Below are 17485 nucleotides of genomic sequence, written 5' to 3' on the forward strand. Positions count from 1 at the left end.
ATTCTAGACGGGCGGGCGGCTGCGCGTCGGACGCCCCTCCGATAGGATGCCCCGACGATGGAGGAATCGAAGATGGCCGGACCCGTGATCCCCGACAGATACCGCGAAGCGATGGGCGACGACGACCCGTATCTGGCGATGTTCGAGGCGCCGCAGAAGCTCCGGAAGCTCCTGAAGGGCCTCACCGAGAAGCAGCTCTCCCGCCGGCCGGCGCCGGGGAAGTGGTCGATCAAGGAGATCGTCGCGCACCTGGCCGACGGCGAGGTCATCCTCGGTTCCCGCTACCGCTTCATCGCGGCGCACGACAAGCCCGCGATCGCCGGCTACGACCAGGACCTCTTCGTCGAGATGCTCGGCGTCGAGAACGCGACGACGGAAGACCTCCTCGACGACTTCGAGATGGCGCGCATGGTGAATGTCGGGCTTCTCACGCGCCTTCCCGACGAGGCGTTCGGCCGCGTCGGAGTCCACTCCGAGCGGGGCGAAGAGACGATCGACACGATCGTCATGCTCTACGCCGGGCACGACCGCGTGCACCTCACCCAGGTCGAGACGATCCGGACCGGGCTCTTCCCGCCGAAGAAGGCGGGCGCGAAGAAGAAGGGTTCGAAGACGGCCGCGAAGGTCCCGGCACGCAAGGCCGCCGCGAGACCGGCGCCGAAGGCGGCGAAGGGCTCCGGGAAGGCCGCGAAGGCCCCGGCGAAGAAGAACCCGAAGAACCCGAAGAAGAGGTAGCCGGACGGGTCAGGCCGGGCCGCGCGTGAGGCGGGCCGCGAGGCCCGCCAGCGGTGCCGTCGCCGGGACGACGAGGCGCGTGGCGAAACCGCCGAGGAAGACCGGCCGGAAGAGGCGGGAGAAGAAGTAGACGCGGCCCGTGAGGGCCCGCCACCGCCGGGCCCACTCCGGGGCGAGTGCGGCGGTCGCGAGCCGCCCGGCGGCGTGCTCCGAAAGGAGCGCGCCGGCCGCCTCGCCCGTCCGGAGGGCGAGCGCCATCCCCGAGCCGGTGTACGGGTCGACGACGCCCGCCGCGTCGCCGGCCAGCAGGACGTCGCCCCACGTGGCTTCGCGTGAGCCGAGGTGGACCGGCTCGCTCACGAGCGCGGGGCCCGGCTCGGGGGCGAGGCCGGCGAGGTCGGCCGCCAGGGCCGGGCTCTCGGCACCGAGGCGCGCGAGGAGCCGGTCGAGGTCGTGGTGCGCTTCCTGCGCGACGGCGGGCGTCGCGAGGGCGCCGAGGCTCACGCGCCCCTCCTCGACGAGCGAGAGGCCGAGATAGCCGCCGCGGAAGACGTGGAGGACGACGTGGTCGTCGAAGCGCGCTCCGCCCTCGCCGGCGAGGAACTTCTTGAATCCGAAGAGCGTCGCGGGGGCCCCGAAGAACGGGCGACCGAGGCGGCCGTCGAGAGGCGAGTAGCGTCCCCAGGCGCCGAGGACGGTCCGGGCCTCGAGTGTTCTCACCGGGGTCTTCACCGTGAAGCCTGCGGCGAGGCTCCCTTCGACCGACGTCGCGGCCTCGCCGGTGTGAAGGGTGGCGCCGGCCTGCCGCGCGCCGTCGAGGACGAGCGCGTCGAGCCGCTCGCGGCTGAGGGAGAGTGCCGGGCCGGGGAGGCGGCCGCGGACACGGAGCCCGTCGGGGCGGACGAGGGCGAAGCGCCGGATCGTCGCGGCGCCGGCGGCGCGGACGGCCCCGTCGAGGCCGAGCCGCGCGAGCGTGGAAACGCCGTCGGGCGAGAGGAGCTCGCCGCAGGTCTTCGGCCGGGGGAACGTCGCCTTGTCGACGACGGCAACGCGGGCACCGGAGCGCGCCAGGACGAGGGCCGAGGCGCTCCCGGCGAGGCTCGCGCCGACGACGATCGTGTCGAGCCGCTCGACGCTCACGTCCGCCTCCAGAGCAAGCCCTGGACGAACGGGCCGGCGGGCTTCACGAGCGTGCCCGGAAGGGCCCGGGCGGCGATGGCGCGCAGCTCGGGGATGGTCCAGGCCTGCAGGACCGACGCGCGCCCGTCCAGCCCCGTGATCGGGCTCCGGTAGGCCAGCCGGGAAAGGACCGCGTTGATCGCGAGCGGGATGCGGTGGCGCGTCAGGTCGAGCGCGACGACGGCGACGCGCGCGACGCGGGCCGACTCCGAGAGCAGCGCGGCGACGGCCGCAGCGTCGAGATGATGGAGGAAGAGCGTCGACGAGACGACGTCGACCGAGCGGTCGGCCAGGGGGAGCCGCAGGGCGTCCGCCGTCAGGCTCCTTCCCCTGGGGGAGAGGCGCGTGTGAAGGAGCTGCCGGTCGAGGTCGAGCGTCACGAGGTCCCGTCCCCGGCGGGACAGCTCCCCCGAGAGCGCACGCCCCACGTGCCCGCTTCCGGCGCCGAGGTCGAGAAGGACCGGGCGCGGCGACGGCACGGACAGGAGGAGCGGGACGAGGTGGCGGCGCACGATCGCCCGGCCTCCGAGGGCGCGGTGGATCCACTCGATGTCGGCGAGGCTCTCCTCGGCGGTGTCCGTTGCCACGCTTCCGTCGAGGATCTCGTCGGAGGGGGTGCGCGGCGGGACGAGGAGGCTCATGGCGCGTCAGGCTCCGCGGGCGCGCGCCGTCCTCACGACGAGGGCGGTGTTCTTCGAGCCGAAGGCGATCCCGTTCACGAGGGCCACGTCCACGTCGGCGGGGCGCGCGCGCCCCGGAACGTAGTCGAGGCCGCACTCGGGGTCGGGCGTCTCGAGGTTCGCCGTCGGCGGGAGGAACCCCGCGTTCAGGGAGAGGAGGGTGGCCGCGAGCCCGGCGGCGCCGGAGGCCCCCTGCGGGTGTCCGATCTGGCTCTTCACGCTGCTGCCGGGGGTCCCGTCCGCGTGCGCGCCGAGGGCGATCCGCGTGGCGCGGGTCTCGATCCGGTCGTTCAGCTCGGTTCCGGTGCCGTGGTACTGGACGTAGCCGACGTCGGCGGGGGTGATCCCGGCATCCTCGAGCGCCTCGGTCATCGCGCGGGCCGGCTCCTCTCCCGACTCGTCGAGCCTCACGCGGTGGTAGGCGTCGCAGGTCGCGGCGTAGCCCAGGACCTCACCGAGGATGCGGATCCCGCGCGCGCGGGCCCGCTCCATTTCCTCGAGGACGAAGAACCAGGCTCCCTCGCCGAGGACGAAGCCGTCCCGGCCGGCGTCGAAGGGGCGGCTCGCCGTCTCGGGGGCGTCCTGCCGCGACGATGCGAGGATCTGCATCAGGCCGAAGCCGGTCATGATGCCGGAGGTGATCACGGCGTCCGCGCCCCCCGCGAGGACGAGGTCCCGTTCGCCGTACCGGATCGACTTCACGGCGTAGCCGATCGCGTCGGCCGAGGAAGTGCAGCCCGTGGAGACGACGTGCGACGGGCCCTTGAGGCCGAAGCGCATGGAGATCTCCGAGGAGAGGGTGCCGATGGTGCCGGTCGGGATCGCGTAGACCGAGGCCTTCTTCAGCTCGCCCCGATAGTAGTGACCGTACATCTTCTCGAAGAACTCGACCGGCCCACCTCCCGAGCCGAGGAGGACGGAGACCCGGCGTCGCTCCTCGAGCGAAAGCCGTTCCGCGTCGATCCCGGCGGATGCGAGCGCCTCGCCGGCCGCGGCGATCGCCATCGGGACGACGCGAGCGACGTGGCGGGCGTCCTTGGCCGGGATGTGGTCGGCGGGGTCGAAACCCCTCGCCTCGCCGGCGATCTTCACCGGGAGCATTCCAGGGTCGAAGAGGGAGATGCGGCCGACGCCGGAACGTCCTTCCCGAAGGCCCTCGAGGTAGGCCTCCGAGCCGGTGCCGAGGGGCGTCACGCAGCCGAGGCCGGTGATCGCGACGCGCCGTCTCATGCGGCCGGAATCGCAGGTTTCCGAGGGAGAATCATGGGCTGGGATCGTAGCAGCCGGGTCCCGTCCGGATTTCCGTACAATGGACGCGGTGTCGGACAGCCGCTTCGAGTTCCGCGGCGACCTCTCGAAAACCCCGCTTCCCGAGGTCCTCCAGACGGTGCATCACTACCGTGTGCCCGGCGTGCTGCTCGTGCGCCGGGGCGAGCTGGAGAAAAAGATCTACCTCTGGAACGGCGACGTCATCTTCGCCACCTCGAGCGACCGGGAGGAGTCCCTCGGCAACGTGCTGCTCCGGTCCGGCGCGCTCACGCGCGAACAGTTCGACGAATCGGTGAAGCGGCTCGTCGAAGCGCGCGCCGCCGAGGAGACCCGCCGGCACGGGGCGGTCCTCGTCGACATGGGCCTCCTGACGCAGGAGGCGCTCACCGCCTCCGTCATGCGACAGGTCCGCGACATCCTCTACTCGGTGTTCGACTGGGAGGAGGGGTCCGTGAGCTTCACGGTCGGGCGTTTCCGCACCGACGAGATCGTCCAGCTCGACATCCCGACGCGGGCGGCCATCGTCGCCGGCGTGAAGGCGGTCCGCGATGCGCGGCGCCTCATCGCCCTCCTCGGTCCGTCCTGGACGGTGTTCGACCCGTGCTACGCCCCCGCGGAGATTGGCGACGTGGCGCTGGAGGCGGCCGAGATCCGGCTTCTCCAGCACGTCGACGGCACGAAGACGCTGCGCGAGCTCGTCGGCCTCGGTCCGTCCGACGCGAGCCACAACGCGAAGCTGCTGTACGCGTTTTTCGTCCTCAAGCTGATCAGCCGGCGCGACGTGACGAGCCGGACATCCGTGAAGAAGATCCAGTGGAGCACGAGCGGTGGCGGCTACGCCCCGCCGTCATAGAAGGAAGGTCGAGCCCTCAATGCCTCTCTACGAATTCCGGTGCGAGTCGTGCGGACACGAAACGGAGACGATCCTCCTTTTCTCGGACCCCCTCCCGACGATCTGCGAGACCTGCGGTGGCCCGCTGAAGAAGCTCCTGTCGGCACCGGCGGTACAGTTCAAGGGGTCGGGTTTCTACCTGACCGACTACGGGCGGTCCGGCAGCGCGGCGAATACCGGCTCGAAGGACAAGGACGCGGCGGGCGCCGCGGCGGAGGCGAAATCCTCCGGCGACGGAAAGTCCCCCGGCGAGGGGAAGTCCTCAGGCGACGGGAAGTCGTCAGGCGACGGGAAGTCCTCGAGCGAAGGCAAGCCTTCCGGCGAGAGCAAGTCTTCAGGCGAATCGAAGACCGGGACGGGCGGCGCCCCGGCCGGTTCGGGGGGCGATGCGAAGTCGGGGGGCTGACGCGATCGCGGCGCTCCTCGCCGCCGCGCTGGTCGCCGCCGCCTGCCCGCTGCTCGCCGCCGGGGAGACCCAGGTCCCTTCTCCGGGAGGGGTGTGGCTCCGCTACCCGCTTCCGGGCGCCGAGGTGAAGTCGCTCGTGGCCGAGCCGCGCGCCCCGGGCGTCTTCTACGCGGGAACCGCCCTCGGGGGCGTCTACCGGTCGGCCGACGGCGGCCGGACATGGAGCTCGCCGCCGGGAGGGGCGCCCTTCCCGGGCTACTCCGTCACCGCGCTCGTCCCCGACCCCCAGCGTGTGGGGACGCTCTGGGCCGGGCTGACCGGTGTCGTCCGGGGCGGCCTCCTCGTCCGGTCCGACGACGGGGCGCGCTCGTGGGCCGTCGTGAGGCGATGGGAAAGCCGCGCGGAGGCGAGGGCCGTCGCCGTCGCGCTCCTGAAGGGCCGGAAAGTCGTCGCCGTCGCAGGCGACACCGGGCTCGAGGTCTCGGAGGACGGCGGGTTCACGTGGCGTATTTCCCAGCCACCTCTCGACCCGGGAAGCGGCCTCGCCTTCCTCGCCTTCCATCCGCTCAAGCAGGGCGTTCTCTACACGGGCTCCTACCGTCATCCCTTCCGGTCGACGGACCTCGGCCGGTCGTGGAAGCGGATCGCCGGTGGGATGATCGAGGACACCCAGGTCTTCCACCTCGACTTCTCTCCCACCGACCCGGACGACGTCTGGGCGGCGACCTGCGGCTGGGTCTACCGGACCACCGACGGCGCCGGAACCTGGAAGCGTTACAAGGACGGCCTTTCCGATCGCCGGACGCACGTCGTGGTGCGCGACCCGCGCAACCCCTCGCGGGTTCTCGCGGGCACCACCGGGGGACTCTTCGAGAGTCCGGACGAGGGGCGAAGCTTCCGCCGCATCTCCCGCGCGACGACGGTCGTCAACGCGCTCCTCTTCGACCCCTCGAATCCGGCCGTTCTCCTCGTGGCGACGGAGGCGGAAGGGGTCATGAGAAGCGAGGACGGCGGCGTGACCCTGTTCGAGTCGAACACGGGTCTCTCCGAGGCGCGCGTCCCGGCCGTGGCGGTCACCGCTTCCGGCGTTGTGGTCGTCGCCCGCGCCGCGGACGGGGGGAGCGGAGGTCTCTGGGCGCTCGATCCGGCGACGGGTCAGACGGAGCGCCTCGCTGCCGCGCCCGGCGCAACGGTCCGCGCGCTCCTTGCGAGCGGCGACCGGCTCCTCGCCGGAACCCCCGACGGTCTCTGGCTCGCGCGCGCGCCGGGCCATCCCTTCTCGCGAGTTCTCGACGTTGCCGTCCACGGCCTGGCTGCCGGTTCCGGCCGCCTCTTCGCGGCGACCGAAGCCGGCGCGTTCGAGTCGCGCGACGGAGGCGGGTCGTGGGCCCGCGTCGGCGCCCTGAAGGGGAGGGTCGACGCGGTCCTGTGGAGCCGCGCTCCCGGGAGCCGCGTCGAAGCGCTCGCCGTCCGTTCCGCTGGAAGGATCCTCTGGTGGAATGGACGGGATTTCGGCCTCGAAGCCCTGCGGGGGTCCTCCCGCCCGCTGACCGGAGGATTCGGCCGGCCGCGGGCCTCCGCCTATCGCCCTCCCGAACCGATTGGTGTCGAGATCGAGGCCGACAAGGGCCGGCTCCTCTACAGGACGGCGGACGGCGGTCCCGACGTGCTCATCGCGCTCCCGGAGCGGAGTCTCTTCGTGTCGGGCTGGGCGGGCGACCCGCGCCGCGCGGAGGGGCTCTATCTCGCCACGATCGGACGCGGTCTCTTCCGCTTCGTCCCGGCGCCCTCCGGCGGCACCGCCGGGGACGGGGCGCTCAGCGCTCCGGCACGCTGAGGAAGGAGAGTCGCGCCCCGGGGACGACCCCGTGGCGCTTCGCGTCCCCCGCGGTCAGCTCGACGACCGTGTCGGCAGGAGCGCGGGAAGGGTAGCTCGGGCAAGGATCGGCCGCGCACGGCGGCACGTTCTCGAGGACGTCGACGACCTGTCCGTCCTTCAGGGTGAAGACCATGTCGAGCGCGAAATGGCAGTTCTTCATCCAGAAGGCCTGGGGCCGCGGAGCGTCGAAAAGGAAGACCATTCCGGTCCCGGGGGCGAGCGACTCGCGGAACATCAGCCCCTGTGCGACCTGCTCCGGGGTCCGGGCGACCTCGAGGGCGAACACGGCGCCCGACGGCAGAACGACGCGCGGGCCGGCGGCGGGCGGCGTCTGCGAGGCCGACGGGGTCGCGCCCCGCCCTCCGGAGCAGGCCGCCAGCAGGAGCGCCGCCAGGACGGCGCCCCCCGACCTCTCACGCCTCGTCGAGCGCCGGACCGGGTTCGTCAAAGGGCTCCTCCTCCTCGTCGTGTCCGAGACCGTACTTCTTGGCGTAGTAGCGGAACGATCGCTCCGACATCCCGACGAGCTTCGCTGCGTCCTTCCTCACGCCGTTCGCCCTCTCGAGCGCCTGCTGCATCAGCCGCTTCCCGATCCACTCGAGGTACGCCTCGAGCCGGAAGCTCTCGATCGGGAGATCGAACGGGCTCTGGAACGACTCGACCGGGACCCCCGCGGGCCGCAGGAAGCTCTCGGGAAGGGAGGCGGTCGTGATGATGGTCCCCGGCTCGAGGGCCACCGTCCGCTCGATCAGGTTCTCGAGCTCGCGGACGTTTCCCGGCCACGGGTGCGCCTCCAGGACGCGCATCGCCTCGGCCGAGATCTTCTTCTCCGGGATCTTCTGCTCCCTCGAGACCGTCCTGAGGAAGTGCCGGACCAGCAGGGGGATGTCCTCCCGCCGCTCCCTGAGAGGAGGGATCGGGAGGGGAATGACCGCGATCCGGTAGTAGAAGTCCTCCCGGAAGGTGTTCTCGGCCACCTTCCGGACGAGGTCCTTGTTCGTCGCGCAGATGATCCGTACGTCGACCGGCTCCTCGACGTTCCCGCCGACGCGCCTCACGACCCGCTCCTGGAGCGCCCGGAGCAGCTTCACCTGCATCGTCACGGAGGTCTCGCCGATCTCGTCGAGGAAGAGGGTCCCCCCCTCGGCCTCCTGGAACAGCCCCTTCTTCTCCTTGACCGCGCCGGTGAAGGCCCCCTTCTCGTGCCCGAAGAGCTCCGACTCGAGGAGGTTCTCCGGCAGCGCCCCGCAGTTGATGGAGACGAAGGCTCGCCCGGCGCGGGGCGAGATCCGGTGGATGGCCCGCGCGATGAGCTCCTTGCCCGTGCCCGACTCGCCCGTGATCAGGACGGTGGAGGTCGTCCGCCCGATCCGCTCGATCATGTCGAAGACGGTGCGCATCCGGCGCGAGACCCCGATGAGGGTCCCGAGCGCGGGGCGCTCCTCGACCCGGCTCCGCAGCGTGACGTTCTCGTCGGCGAGCCGCTTCCTCTCGAGGGCCTTCCCGACGACGTGCTTGAGCTCCTCCACGTCGAAGGGCTTCGAGATGTAGTCGTAGGCGCCCGCCTTGAGCGCCTCGATGGCCGTCTTCGTCGAGGTGTAGGCGGTGATCATGACGACGGGCGTCTCCGGGTTCGTCTCACGGGTCCGTCGGAGGATGTCGAAGCCCGTTCCGTCGGGCATCCTCAGGTCGGTCAGCACGAGGTCGGGGGCGGTCTCCTCGACCAGCTTCAGCCCCTCGGCGCAGGTCCCGGCCGTCCTTACGGCGTACCCCTCCTTCTCGAAGACGATCGACAGCATTCCCGTGATGCCGGGCTCGTCATCTACGAGGAGAATCAACGGGCCCACGGGACTTCGGGGCTCGGTCGTCACGAACGAGGCTCCTCCCCGGGCGGAAGCGGCCCGGGCCCGGCCGTCGAGGATTCGGCGACGCCGCTGCGGGACGGCCCCGCGAGCGGGAGGGACAGCGTGATGGCCGTGCCTTTCCCGGGTGCGCTCTTCACGCGGATCTTCCCTCCGTGCTCCTCGACGATACGGTACACGATCGCGAGCCCCAGTCCCGTGCCACCGGGGACGGTGTGGGCGAACGGTGTGAAGAGGCGGTCCTGCTCCTCCCGCGGCATTCCCCGCCCTTCGTCGGCGACCGTGACGCTCCAGGAGCCGTCCGAAACCCGGGCCACGAGGTCGAGGGCGCCGCCGCCCGGCATCGCGGCCACGGCGTTGCGCAGGAGGTTCCAGAAGACCTGCCTCAGCTGCCCGGGGTCGGCCGTGAGGAGGACGGACTCGGGCTCGAGGTCGAGCGTGACGCGGTGCCCGGGCGTCACCTCGTCGCTGTGCGTCAGGAGCGTGACGACGTCCCGCAGTGCGGCAGCCGCGTCGACCGTCTCGACCGCCTGCTCGCGGGGGCGGACGTACTTGAGGAAGTCCTCGAGGATCGACGAGAGCCGGTGCGACTCCTGGACGACGATCTCCATCAGGCGCCGCTCGGAGGAGCCCGGAGGGGCGGTGGCGGAGAGAACCTGGACGGAGCCGGAGATCGAGGCGAGCGGGTTGCGGATCTCGTGGGCGATTGCTGCCGCCAGCTCGCCAACCGCGGCGAGCTTCTCCTTGAGCCGGACCTCGCCCTCCAGCTTCTTCAGCTCGGTCAGGTTCTGGAAGATCAGGATCCGGCCCGTGACCTGCCCGTCTCCGTCGCGCAGCGGCGTCACGGTGACGCCGAAGTAGAAACCGGGGCCGAGGGGCGTCTGGTTCCCCTCGAAGCGCAGGACGTCGCCCCCGGGGCTCTCCTCCGTCCGAAGGGCCTCCTCCGAGACGAGCCCGGTCTCGATGAGGGGCCGCCCGATCAGCTCCTCCGGCCGCCGCATGAGGAGCTCGCAGGCGGGCGGGTTGGCAAACGTGATCCTCCCTTCCGGGTCCGCGGTGACGACGCCGGAGGACATCGAGGAGAGGACCGAGGTGTGGAGGGCCTGCAGGCGCGAGACCTCCTCCCTCCGGCGCTCGGCGAGGAGCCGGGCGTCGCGCAGCTTCTCCGAGGCGGCCGCCACGAGAAGCGCGGTCGCGGCGAAGGCGCCGACGTTCGTCACGACGTTGCCCGCGAGCTGTCCCCTCGTCCAGATCCGGGGCGGAAGCCCGTCGGTGCTCGGCGGAGGGAAGGCCCCGGATTGCATCAGCTGGAGGAGCACCGCGTAGAAGACCGACGCGAGGCCGGCCGTCACGAGGCCTCCCCCCTTTCCGAAGAGGAGCGTTCCGGAGACGACGACGGCGAGGTAGAGGAAGGTGAACCCGGAGTCGGGGCCGCCGGAGATCCAGACGAGGCCGGTCACGACGACGAGGTCGCCGAGGAGCTGGATCACCGCGTTCACTCCGGCGTCGAGCCGCCGGAGCGTAGAGAGGGCGAGGATCGAGGTGGAATAGGCGGCGGCCGCGAGGTAGTAGATCGGGCTCAGCGGCAGCCAGATGCTGAAGGTGAGCTGGATGAGGAGCGCGGAGACGAGGAGGGTCGAGACGACGACGACCCGCGTCGCGAGGAGGCCCCGGAGAGCCTCCGGGGCCGGACGCGGGAGGGCGCGCACGACTTCGCTCACCAGACGGCGATTGTAACGGCCAGAGCCCTGCCCCTGACGTGCGACGGGCGCCCCGGAGGGCGCCCGTCGCGTTCATGTCATTGCCGGTCCCAATTTCCCCATTGGAGGGGAGGCGCCGAAGGCGCCGCGGGGAGGCTCGTGGCGAGCCTCCCCGATCCACTCGTCGATCACCCGATCTTCGAGATGAGGTCGAACATCGGCATGTACATCGCGACGACGATGGTGCCGATGATCGTGCCGAGCATGGCGATCATGATCGGTTCCATCAGCTTCATCAGGCCTTCGACGGCGTTGTCGACCTCTTCCTCGTAGAACTCGGCGATCTTCGAGAGCATGGCGTCGAGGGCACCGGTCTGCTCGCCGACGCCGATCATCTGGACGACCATCGGCGGGAAGACCTTCGTCTCGGCGAGCGGCTCGGCGATGGTCCGGCCGGTTTCGACGGACTTGCGAACCATCATGATCGCGTCCTCGATGATGGCGTTCCCCGAGGTCTTCGCGGTGATCTCGAGGCCGTCGAGGATCGGGACGCCGGAGGAGGTGAGGGTCGCGAACGTCCGGCAGAAGCGGGCGACGGCGATCTTCTTGAGGATGTCGCCGAGGACGGGCAGCTTGAGCAGGATCCCGTCTATGACCCGGCGCCCCTTGTAGGTGGTGTAGTAGCGCTTGAGGGCGAAGATGATCGCGGCCAGGCCAGCGAGAATGAAGAGGAAATAGCTGGCGAGGAAATTGGACGCCTGGATGACGAGTCTCGTCGGAAGCGGGAGCTGCGCGCCGAGCCCCGCGAAGAGCGCCGCGAACGTCGGGATGACCTTCCAGAGGATGATCGCCACGACGAGGGCGGCGACCGTGAGCACGGAGACGGGGTAGATCAGGGCCGTCTTGACCTGGCCCTTCAGCTTGACCGCCTTCTCGATGTAGGTCGAGAGCCGCCGCAGGATGGTGTCCAGGATGCCGCCCGCCTCACCGGCGGCGATCATGTTGACGAAGAGGTCGTCGAAGGCGCGCGGGTGCTTCCGGAGGGCGTCGGCGAGCGAGGAGCCCGACTCCACGTCCTGCCGGACGGCCAGGATGATCCGCTGGAAGGCCTTGTCGTCCTGCTGCGTTCCGAGGATCTCGAGGCACTGCACGAGGGGAAGGCCGGCGTCGATCATGACGGAGAACTGCCGCGTGAAGATGGCGAGACGCTTGGCGGCCACCTTCCCGGCGCCGAACTTCGGGACGGCGAACTCCTTGCCACGCTCCTTGACGGAGGCGACCTCGATGGACCGCCTCCTCAGGTCGGCGATGACGAGGTCCTTCGAGTCGGCCGTCAGGACCCCTCCGGTCATGACGCCCTGGCGGGTCTTCCCCTTCCAGACGAACTGGGCCATATCTCTTCCTTCCGGTGGGCGTCAGGGCCGCCGGGCGGCGGCGCCGGCTGCCGATGCCGCGGGCGGCTGCTGTCCCACGACGCCAACGCCGCGGGCGATCATCTCGGAGAGCTCGTCCGGCAGCGACGAGGTGGTCATCGCGAGCTCCTGCGTGATGACGCGGCGGTGAACGAGCGTGGCGAGCGCCTGGTTGAACGTCTGCATCCCGTACTTGTTCTGCCCGGTCTGCATCATCGAGTAGATCTGGTGAAGCTTGTCCTCGCGGATGAGGTTCCGGATCGCGGGCGTCGGGATGAGGATCTCCATCGCGAGGCAGCGCCCCTTCCCCGACGATTTCGGGAGAAGCGTCTGGCAGAGGATCCCCTCCAGGACGAACGAGAGCTGGGCCCGCACCTGCGACTGCTGGCTGGCGGGGAAGGCGTCGATGATCCGGTTCATCGTCTGGACGGCGCTGTTCGTGTGCAGGGTCGCGAACGTCAGGTGGCCCGTCTCGGCGATCCGGAGCGCGGCCTCCATCGTCTCGAGGTCGCGCATCTCGCCGACGAGGACGACGTCGGGGTCCTCGCGGAGGACCGCGCGGAGCGCGTTCGGGAAGGAGTGCGTGTCGGCGTGCAGCTCGCGCTGGTTGACGATGCAGCGCTTGTGCGTGTGGAGGAACTCGATCGGGTCCTCGATCGTGACGATGTGCTTGGCCTGCTCGCGGTTGACCTTGTCGACCATCGTCGCGAGCGTCGTCGACTTGCCGGAGCCCGTGGGGCCGGTCACGAGGACGAGGCCCCTGGGCTTGTTGCAGAGCGCCTCCACGACGGTGGGGACCCCCAGCTCCTTGAAGCCGAGGATCTCGTAGGGGATCTGCCGGAAGACGGCCGAGACGGCACCGCGCTGCATGAAGACGTTGCCGCGGAACCGGGCGAGACCCTTGACCCCGAAGGAGAGGTCGAGCTCGAGGTTCTCCTCGAAGCGGTGCTTCTGGACGTCGGTCAGGATCGAGTAGCAGAGCTGCTTGGTCTCCGGGACCGTGAGGGGGGGATAGTCCAGAGGCTGGATGTCGCCGTGGACCCGGACCATCGGCGGCGAATTCGTCGTGATGTGGAGGTCGGAGCCGCCGCGCTCGACGAGAGTCTTCAGAAGCTGGTGCAGCGTGACTGCCATCGGGTCCCCCTGTGACGAAGCTGCCCGGAATCATACCCCAGCGGACGAACGGGCCTTCCTACAGGACAGTCTCCCGGACGACTTCCTCGATCGTCGTGAGGCCGTCCTTGATCTTTGCCAGGCCGGAGCCGCGAAGGGTGACCATCCCTTCCTCGACGCCCTTCCTCTTGATCTCGAGCGACGAGGCGCCGGAGAGGATCATCTCCTTGATCTCTTCCGAGATTTCCAGGACCTCCACGAGGGCGACGCGGCCCTTCAGGCCGCTCCCGTTGCAGCGCTCGCACCCCTTCCCCTTCATGACCTGGACCGTCTTCGACTCCTCCGGGGTGAAGCCGAGCTGGATCAGGACCTGGGGCGGGACGTCGGTCGGGACCTTGCAGTTGGCGCAGACCCGGCGGATGAGGCGCTGGGCGGCGATCAGGACGACCGACGTGGCGACGAGGTACGGCTCGATGCCCATGTTCATGAGCCGGTTGATCGTCGAGGGGGCGTCGTTCGTGTGGAGGGTGGAGAGGACGAGGTGGCCCGTCAGGGAGGCCTTGACGGCGATCTCGGCCGTCTCGAAGTCGCGGATCTCGCCGACGAGGATGATGTTCGGGTCCTGCCGCAGGAAGGACCGGAGGGCCGCGGCGAAGTTCAGGCCGATCGAGTCCTTCATCTGCACCTGGTTCACGCCGGGCAGGTTGAACTCGACCGGGTCCTCGGCCGTCATGATGTTGGTGTCGGGGGTGTTGATCCTCGAGAGGGCGGAGTAGAGGGTGTTCGTCTTCCCCGACCCCGTCGGCCCGGTCACCAGGACCATCCCCCACGGGCGGAGAATCGCCTTCTCGAACTTCTGGAGGCTCGACCGCTCGAAGCCCAGCTTCGTCATGTCGAGCATCAGGTTGTCCTTGTCGAGGAGCCGGCAGACGATCTTCTCGCCGAAGAGGGTCGGCAGGACGCTGACGCGGTAGTCGAGCTCCTTCACCTTCCCCGCGAGCTTCATCTTGATCTTGATGCGCCCGTCCTGCGGGAGCCGCTTCTCGGCGATGTCGAGCTTGGCGAGGATCTTGATGCGCGAGGCGATCGCTTCCTTGAGCTTGCTCGGAGGGTTCATCACCTCCGCCAGCTGGCCGTCCACGCGGTACCGGACCCGGTACTCCTTCTCGTAGGGCTCGATGTGGATGTCGGAGGCGCCGCGCTTGATGGCGTCCGTCAGGATGATGTTGACGAGCCGGACGACGGGGGCCTCTTCCCCTTCCTCGACGAGCTTCTCGAGGTCGATGGCGTCCTGCTCTTCCTCGTCCACGACCTCGAGCGAGGTGTCGGAGGCGTCGACGGCCGACATCTCCTCCATGACCTTCTTCAGCTCGAGGGCGTGCGAGGCGCCGTAGTTCCTGTCGATCGCGTGCTGGAGGGCGATCTCCGAGGCCACGACCGGCTCGACGTTGTAGCCGGTCATGAACTTCAGGTCGTCCATCGCGAAGACGTTCGTCGGGTCGGCCATCGCGATGGTCAGCGTGGCGCCCGTCTTGTTGACCGGCAGGATGTTGTACTTGCGCGCCACGTCCGCGGGGACCAGCTTCAGGACGTTCGGGTCGATCTCGAAGTGCGTCAGGTTGATCGACGGGACGCCGAACTGCGCCGAGAGCGTCTCCGTGATGTCGTCCTCGGTGACGAAGCCGAGCCGCACGAGCGTCTCGCCCAGCTTCACTCCCGAGTCCTTCTGCTGCTTGAGCGCCGCCGCGAGCTGCTCGCCGTTGATGAGCTTCGCCTTCAGGAGAAGTTCTCCGAGCTTGACCGCCATGGGCGCAATGATAGTCGCTCGTCCGCCCGCCGGCGGGCCGCACCTTTCAGCGGGCGGCGGGGGCGGGCGTCGGGGAGGGGGGAACGGCGGCCGGAGGGGCCAGAGGAGCCTGGGCTTCGCCGCTGATGCGGCTGAGGCGGGCCGTGACCGAGCCGATCGGGAGGATCGTCCGGGCCATGACCGGAAGCCGGCGGGCATCGTCGCTGAACCAGAGGAACAGCTTTCCCTTGTTCCGGTCCACGCTCGAGGCCGAAGCCGGATCGTGCATCCGGGGCTGGACCTTCAGGGCGTCGAAGACGCCGAGCTCGGTCTCCACCTTCTCCCGGGCCAGAACGGCCACGACGAGGCGATAGACTTTTCCGCGGGAGTAGAGGTCGACGCGCGTCTCCCCACCGGGGACGAGCGGGACCGACCGCATGAAGTAGAAGGAGGAGATCACGTCCTGGAACCGCTCCGGGATCGGCCCGACGCCGCGCAGCTCCTTGGCGTCCCTCCAGGTCGCGATCCGCCGGGAGAGGTCGAACTCCTCGACCTCGTCGGAGGCGTAGCGCCCCTCCCGCGCGTGCTTCTCGAACCTCACGGGGGAGAAGTCCCGGGCGTCGATCCAGGATTCGTATCGCGTGTCGACCGGGTAGAAGCGCGAGACGTAGTCGTTCGAGACGGCCGAGAGGCGGATCCGGTGGACGGGGACCCCGTCGGGGCTCGTTTCCCTCGACGTCGCGAGCGTCATCTCGCCCCCCTCGATCTTCAGCCAGGAGACGGTGTAGACGAGCGTCTCCCCGGCTTCGAACGGGACGGCCACGACCTTGCTCTTCGGAAGCTCCTCCCGTCCGAGGTTCGGCAGGACGTTCGCCGTGACGGAGGCCGTGAGCGGGCCGGCCAGGGCGAGCGCGAGGAGCGCGGACGCTGCACGGCGCCCCTTACGGGGCGACCACCCGCTCGCCGAGGAGCGCAAGGGAAGCGTCGAGAACGGCATTGAAGGTCAGGCCGGGAAGGCCGGGCACGCCGGCATTGTAGGCCCCGCTTCCGTCACGCAAGATCCGGACCCGCGGCCCGACAGGCCCGAATCGCGCCGGGTCGGTCGGCCCGTAGAGGGCGATCGTCGGGGTTCCCGCGGCGGCGGCCAGGTGCGTCGGGCCCGTGTCCGCGCCGACGAAGAGTGCGGCGTGCGCGGCGAGGCGGGCCGAAGCCGCGGGCGGGCTCGCGGGCGCCAGCGAGGCGGCTCCGCCCGAGCCGGCGACGATCAGCTGGGCGCGTTCCCGCTCGCCGGGACCCCAGCGGACGATCGGCTCGAGCCCGTGTTCCGCGAGCGCCCTGCAGAAGGCCGCCGTTTCCTCGGCGCTCCATTCCTTGGTCCGCCGCGACGAGAACGGCTGCAGGAGCGCGAAGGGACGGGCAGATCTCGCGGCGAGCCAGTCGTCCACTTCCGGTGCCGGTCGCGCGACGAGGTGCGAGACGTCGGGTATTCGCGGGAAGCCTCTCCTGCCGAGAACGTGCTCCGCCAGCGCGAGCCCGCGGTCGACGACGTGGGTCCCCGCGGGGACGTCGACCCTCTCGCCCGTAACGAGCGCGTTCACCCTCTCGGTCGCCGTCCGGAACCCGAAACCGACCTTTCGCCGCGCGCGCGCGGCGAGCGTGATCCACGCCGACTTCAGGAGCCCCTGCGCGTCGACGACGACGTCGGGCTCGAAGGCGCCGAGGGACGAGAGGAAGGCCCGGAGCTCCCCGCGCGTTCCCGCGGAGAGGGGGCGCTTCCTCCAGGCCCGCGTCGTCGCGACGAGGACCTCGTCCACGTACGGCGCGCCCGCGACGAGCTCGGCGAGCGGCCCCTCCACCGCCCAGGCGAGACGGTCCCCCTCTCCGCGCAGCGCTTTCGCGAGCGGGAGAGTGAAGACGACGTCGCCGAAGGAGGAGAGTCGAACGAGGAGAATCTTCATCGTCGATTCGCTATTCTCTCCTCGTCATGGTGCTCGACGCGCCAGTCCTCGTGCTGAACCGGACGTTCGCCGCCCTCGCCCTCACGGACGCGCGACGCGGGTTCACCCTCTTCTACAAGGGACACGTGAGGGCCGTCCTCCCCGACTTCACGACCTACGGCTGGGGGGAATGGTGTGACATCCCGGTCCAGCCCGGGGACGCCGACGTCGTCCGGACGCCCGAGATGGTCCTCAAGGTGCCGCGCGTCATCCAGCTCCTCTCCTGCGACCGCCCGCCCCGGTACGACGTGAAGTTCTCGCGCCACAACATCTACGTGCGCGACGGCACGCGATGCCAGTACTGCGGGAAGCGCTTCCAGACATCGGAGCTGTCGCTCGACCACGTCGTCCCGCTCTCGAGAGGTGGCGTCTCCTCGTGGGAAAACGTCGTGTGCGCCTGCCTGAAGTGCAACGTGAGGAAGGGAAACCGCCTGCCCGACGAGGCCGGCATGGCCCTGCGCCGGGCCCCGGCCAAGCCCAGGGCCTCGCCCCTGGGGCTCCTCGCCCCGAGCCGGATTCACCCGGCCTGGCGGAACTTCCTCGACGTGGCGTACTGGACCGTCGAGCTCGGGTGA

General features: G+C 70.1%; 16 protein-coding genes. 5 read left to right on the top strand and 11 right to left on the bottom strand.

All coding sequences use genetic code 11. The features are described 5' to 3' along the window. Positions 1-57: 57 nt before the first annotated feature. A complete protein-coding gene (locus IPN03_07880) occupies positions 58-735 on the top strand; it encodes a DinB family protein (GenBank protein MBK9373643.1) in 678 nt (225 codons plus the stop codon). A 9-nt stretch (positions 736-744) separates the two neighbouring features. Here IPN03_07880 and IPN03_07885 read toward each other — a convergent pair whose 3' ends face one another. From IPN03_07885 to IPN03_07895, 3 genes are read right to left on the bottom strand one after another with little or no spacing between them, the layout of a single operon-like run. Next, the gene (locus tag IPN03_07885) at positions 745-1875 is read right to left on the bottom strand and encodes an FAD-dependent monooxygenase (protein MBK9373644.1); all 1131 of its coding nucleotides are present in this window, start codon (positions 1873-1875) and stop codon (positions 745-747) included. Continuing rightward, a complete protein-coding gene (locus IPN03_07890; protein MBK9373645.1) occupies positions 1872-2555 on the bottom strand; it encodes a methyltransferase domain-containing protein in 684 nt (227 codons plus the stop codon). The genes IPN03_07885 and IPN03_07890 overlap by 4 nt, the downstream gene beginning before the upstream one ends. A gap of 6 nt (positions 2556-2561) precedes the next feature. Then, positions 2562-3824 carry a beta-ketoacyl-[acyl-carrier-protein] synthase family protein gene (locus IPN03_07895; protein ID MBK9373646.1) on the bottom strand — a complete coding sequence of 421 codons (1263 nt, stop codon included), beginning with the start codon at positions 3822-3824 and terminating at the stop codon, positions 2562-2564. Positions 3825-3912: 88 nt separating this feature from the next. Here IPN03_07895 and IPN03_07900 point away from each other — a divergent pair, with 88 nt between their 5' ends. From IPN03_07900 to IPN03_07910, 3 genes are read left to right on the top strand one after another with little or no spacing between them, the layout of a single operon-like run. After that, the gene (locus IPN03_07900) at positions 3913-4716 is read left to right on the top strand and encodes a DUF4388 domain-containing protein (GenBank protein MBK9373647.1); all 804 of its coding nucleotides are present in this window, start codon (positions 3913-3915) and stop codon (positions 4714-4716) included. Between the two features lie 19 nt (positions 4717-4735). Further along, complete coding sequence (locus tag IPN03_07905; GenBank protein MBK9373648.1) at positions 4736-5161, top strand: hypothetical protein; 426 nt, start codon at positions 4736-4738, stop codon at positions 5159-5161. Next, a complete protein-coding gene (locus IPN03_07910) occupies positions 5142-6998 on the top strand; it encodes a hypothetical protein (GenBank protein MBK9373649.1) in 1857 nt (618 codons plus the stop codon). Before IPN03_07905 ends, IPN03_07910 begins: the two co-directional genes overlap by 20 nt. On the opposite strand, the gene IPN03_07915 is transcribed toward IPN03_07910, so the two are convergent. The 8 genes from IPN03_07915 to waaC form a co-directional block, all read right to left on the bottom strand. Beyond that, positions 6979-7488, bottom strand: coding sequence for a DUF192 domain-containing protein (locus IPN03_07915; protein MBK9373650.1), 510 nt, complete (start codon positions 7486-7488; stop codon positions 6979-6981). The genes IPN03_07910 and IPN03_07915 overlap by 20 nt on opposite strands. Then, positions 7454-8887 (bottom strand): sigma-54-dependent Fis family transcriptional regulator, encoded by a 1434-nt coding sequence (locus IPN03_07920; GenBank protein ID MBK9373651.1) that lies wholly within the window; start codon positions 8885-8887, stop codon positions 7454-7456. The genes IPN03_07915 and IPN03_07920 overlap by 35 nt, the downstream gene beginning before the upstream one ends. A gap of 20 nt (positions 8888-8907) precedes the next feature. Next, the gene (locus IPN03_07925; protein MBK9373652.1) at positions 8908-10623 is read right to left on the bottom strand and encodes a PAS domain-containing protein; all 1716 of its coding nucleotides are present in this window, start codon (positions 10621-10623) and stop codon (positions 8908-8910) included. Between the two features lie 167 nt (positions 10624-10790). Next, complete coding sequence (locus tag IPN03_07930) at positions 10791-11996, bottom strand: type II secretion system F family protein (GenBank protein MBK9373653.1); 1206 nt, start codon at positions 11994-11996, stop codon at positions 10791-10793. 21 nt (positions 11997-12017) lie between these two features. Next, positions 12018-13148, bottom strand: a complete 1131-nt coding sequence (locus IPN03_07935) for a type IV pilus twitching motility protein PilT (protein MBK9373654.1) — start codon at positions 13146-13148, stop codon at positions 12018-12020. Positions 13149-13206: 58 nt separating this feature from the next. Continuing rightward, on the bottom strand, positions 13207-14934 hold the full coding sequence (gene pilB / locus IPN03_07940) for a type IV-A pilus assembly ATPase PilB (protein ID MBK9373655.1): 1728 nt from the start codon (positions 14932-14934) through the stop codon (positions 13207-13209). A gap of 46 nt (positions 14935-14980) precedes the next feature. Next, positions 14981-15889, bottom strand: a complete 909-nt coding sequence (locus IPN03_07945) for a DUF3108 domain-containing protein (GenBank protein ID MBK9373656.1) — start codon at positions 15887-15889, stop codon at positions 14981-14983. Further along, positions 15855-16871, bottom strand: a complete 1017-nt coding sequence (gene waaC, locus IPN03_07950) for a lipopolysaccharide heptosyltransferase I (protein MBK9373657.1) — start codon at positions 16869-16871, stop codon at positions 15855-15857. Before waaC ends, IPN03_07945 begins: the two co-directional genes overlap by 35 nt. A 26-nt stretch (positions 16872-16897) precedes the next feature. On the opposite strand from waaC, the gene IPN03_07955 reads away from it, so the two are divergent. Further along, the gene (locus IPN03_07955; protein ID MBK9373658.1) at positions 16898-17485 is read left to right on the top strand and encodes an HNH endonuclease; all 588 of its coding nucleotides are present in this window, start codon (positions 16898-16900) and stop codon (positions 17483-17485) included.

It is taken from the genome of Holophagales bacterium, assembly GCA_016719485.1.
Lineage (GTDB): Bacteria > Acidobacteriota > Thermoanaerobaculia > UBA5066 > UBA5066 > UBA5066.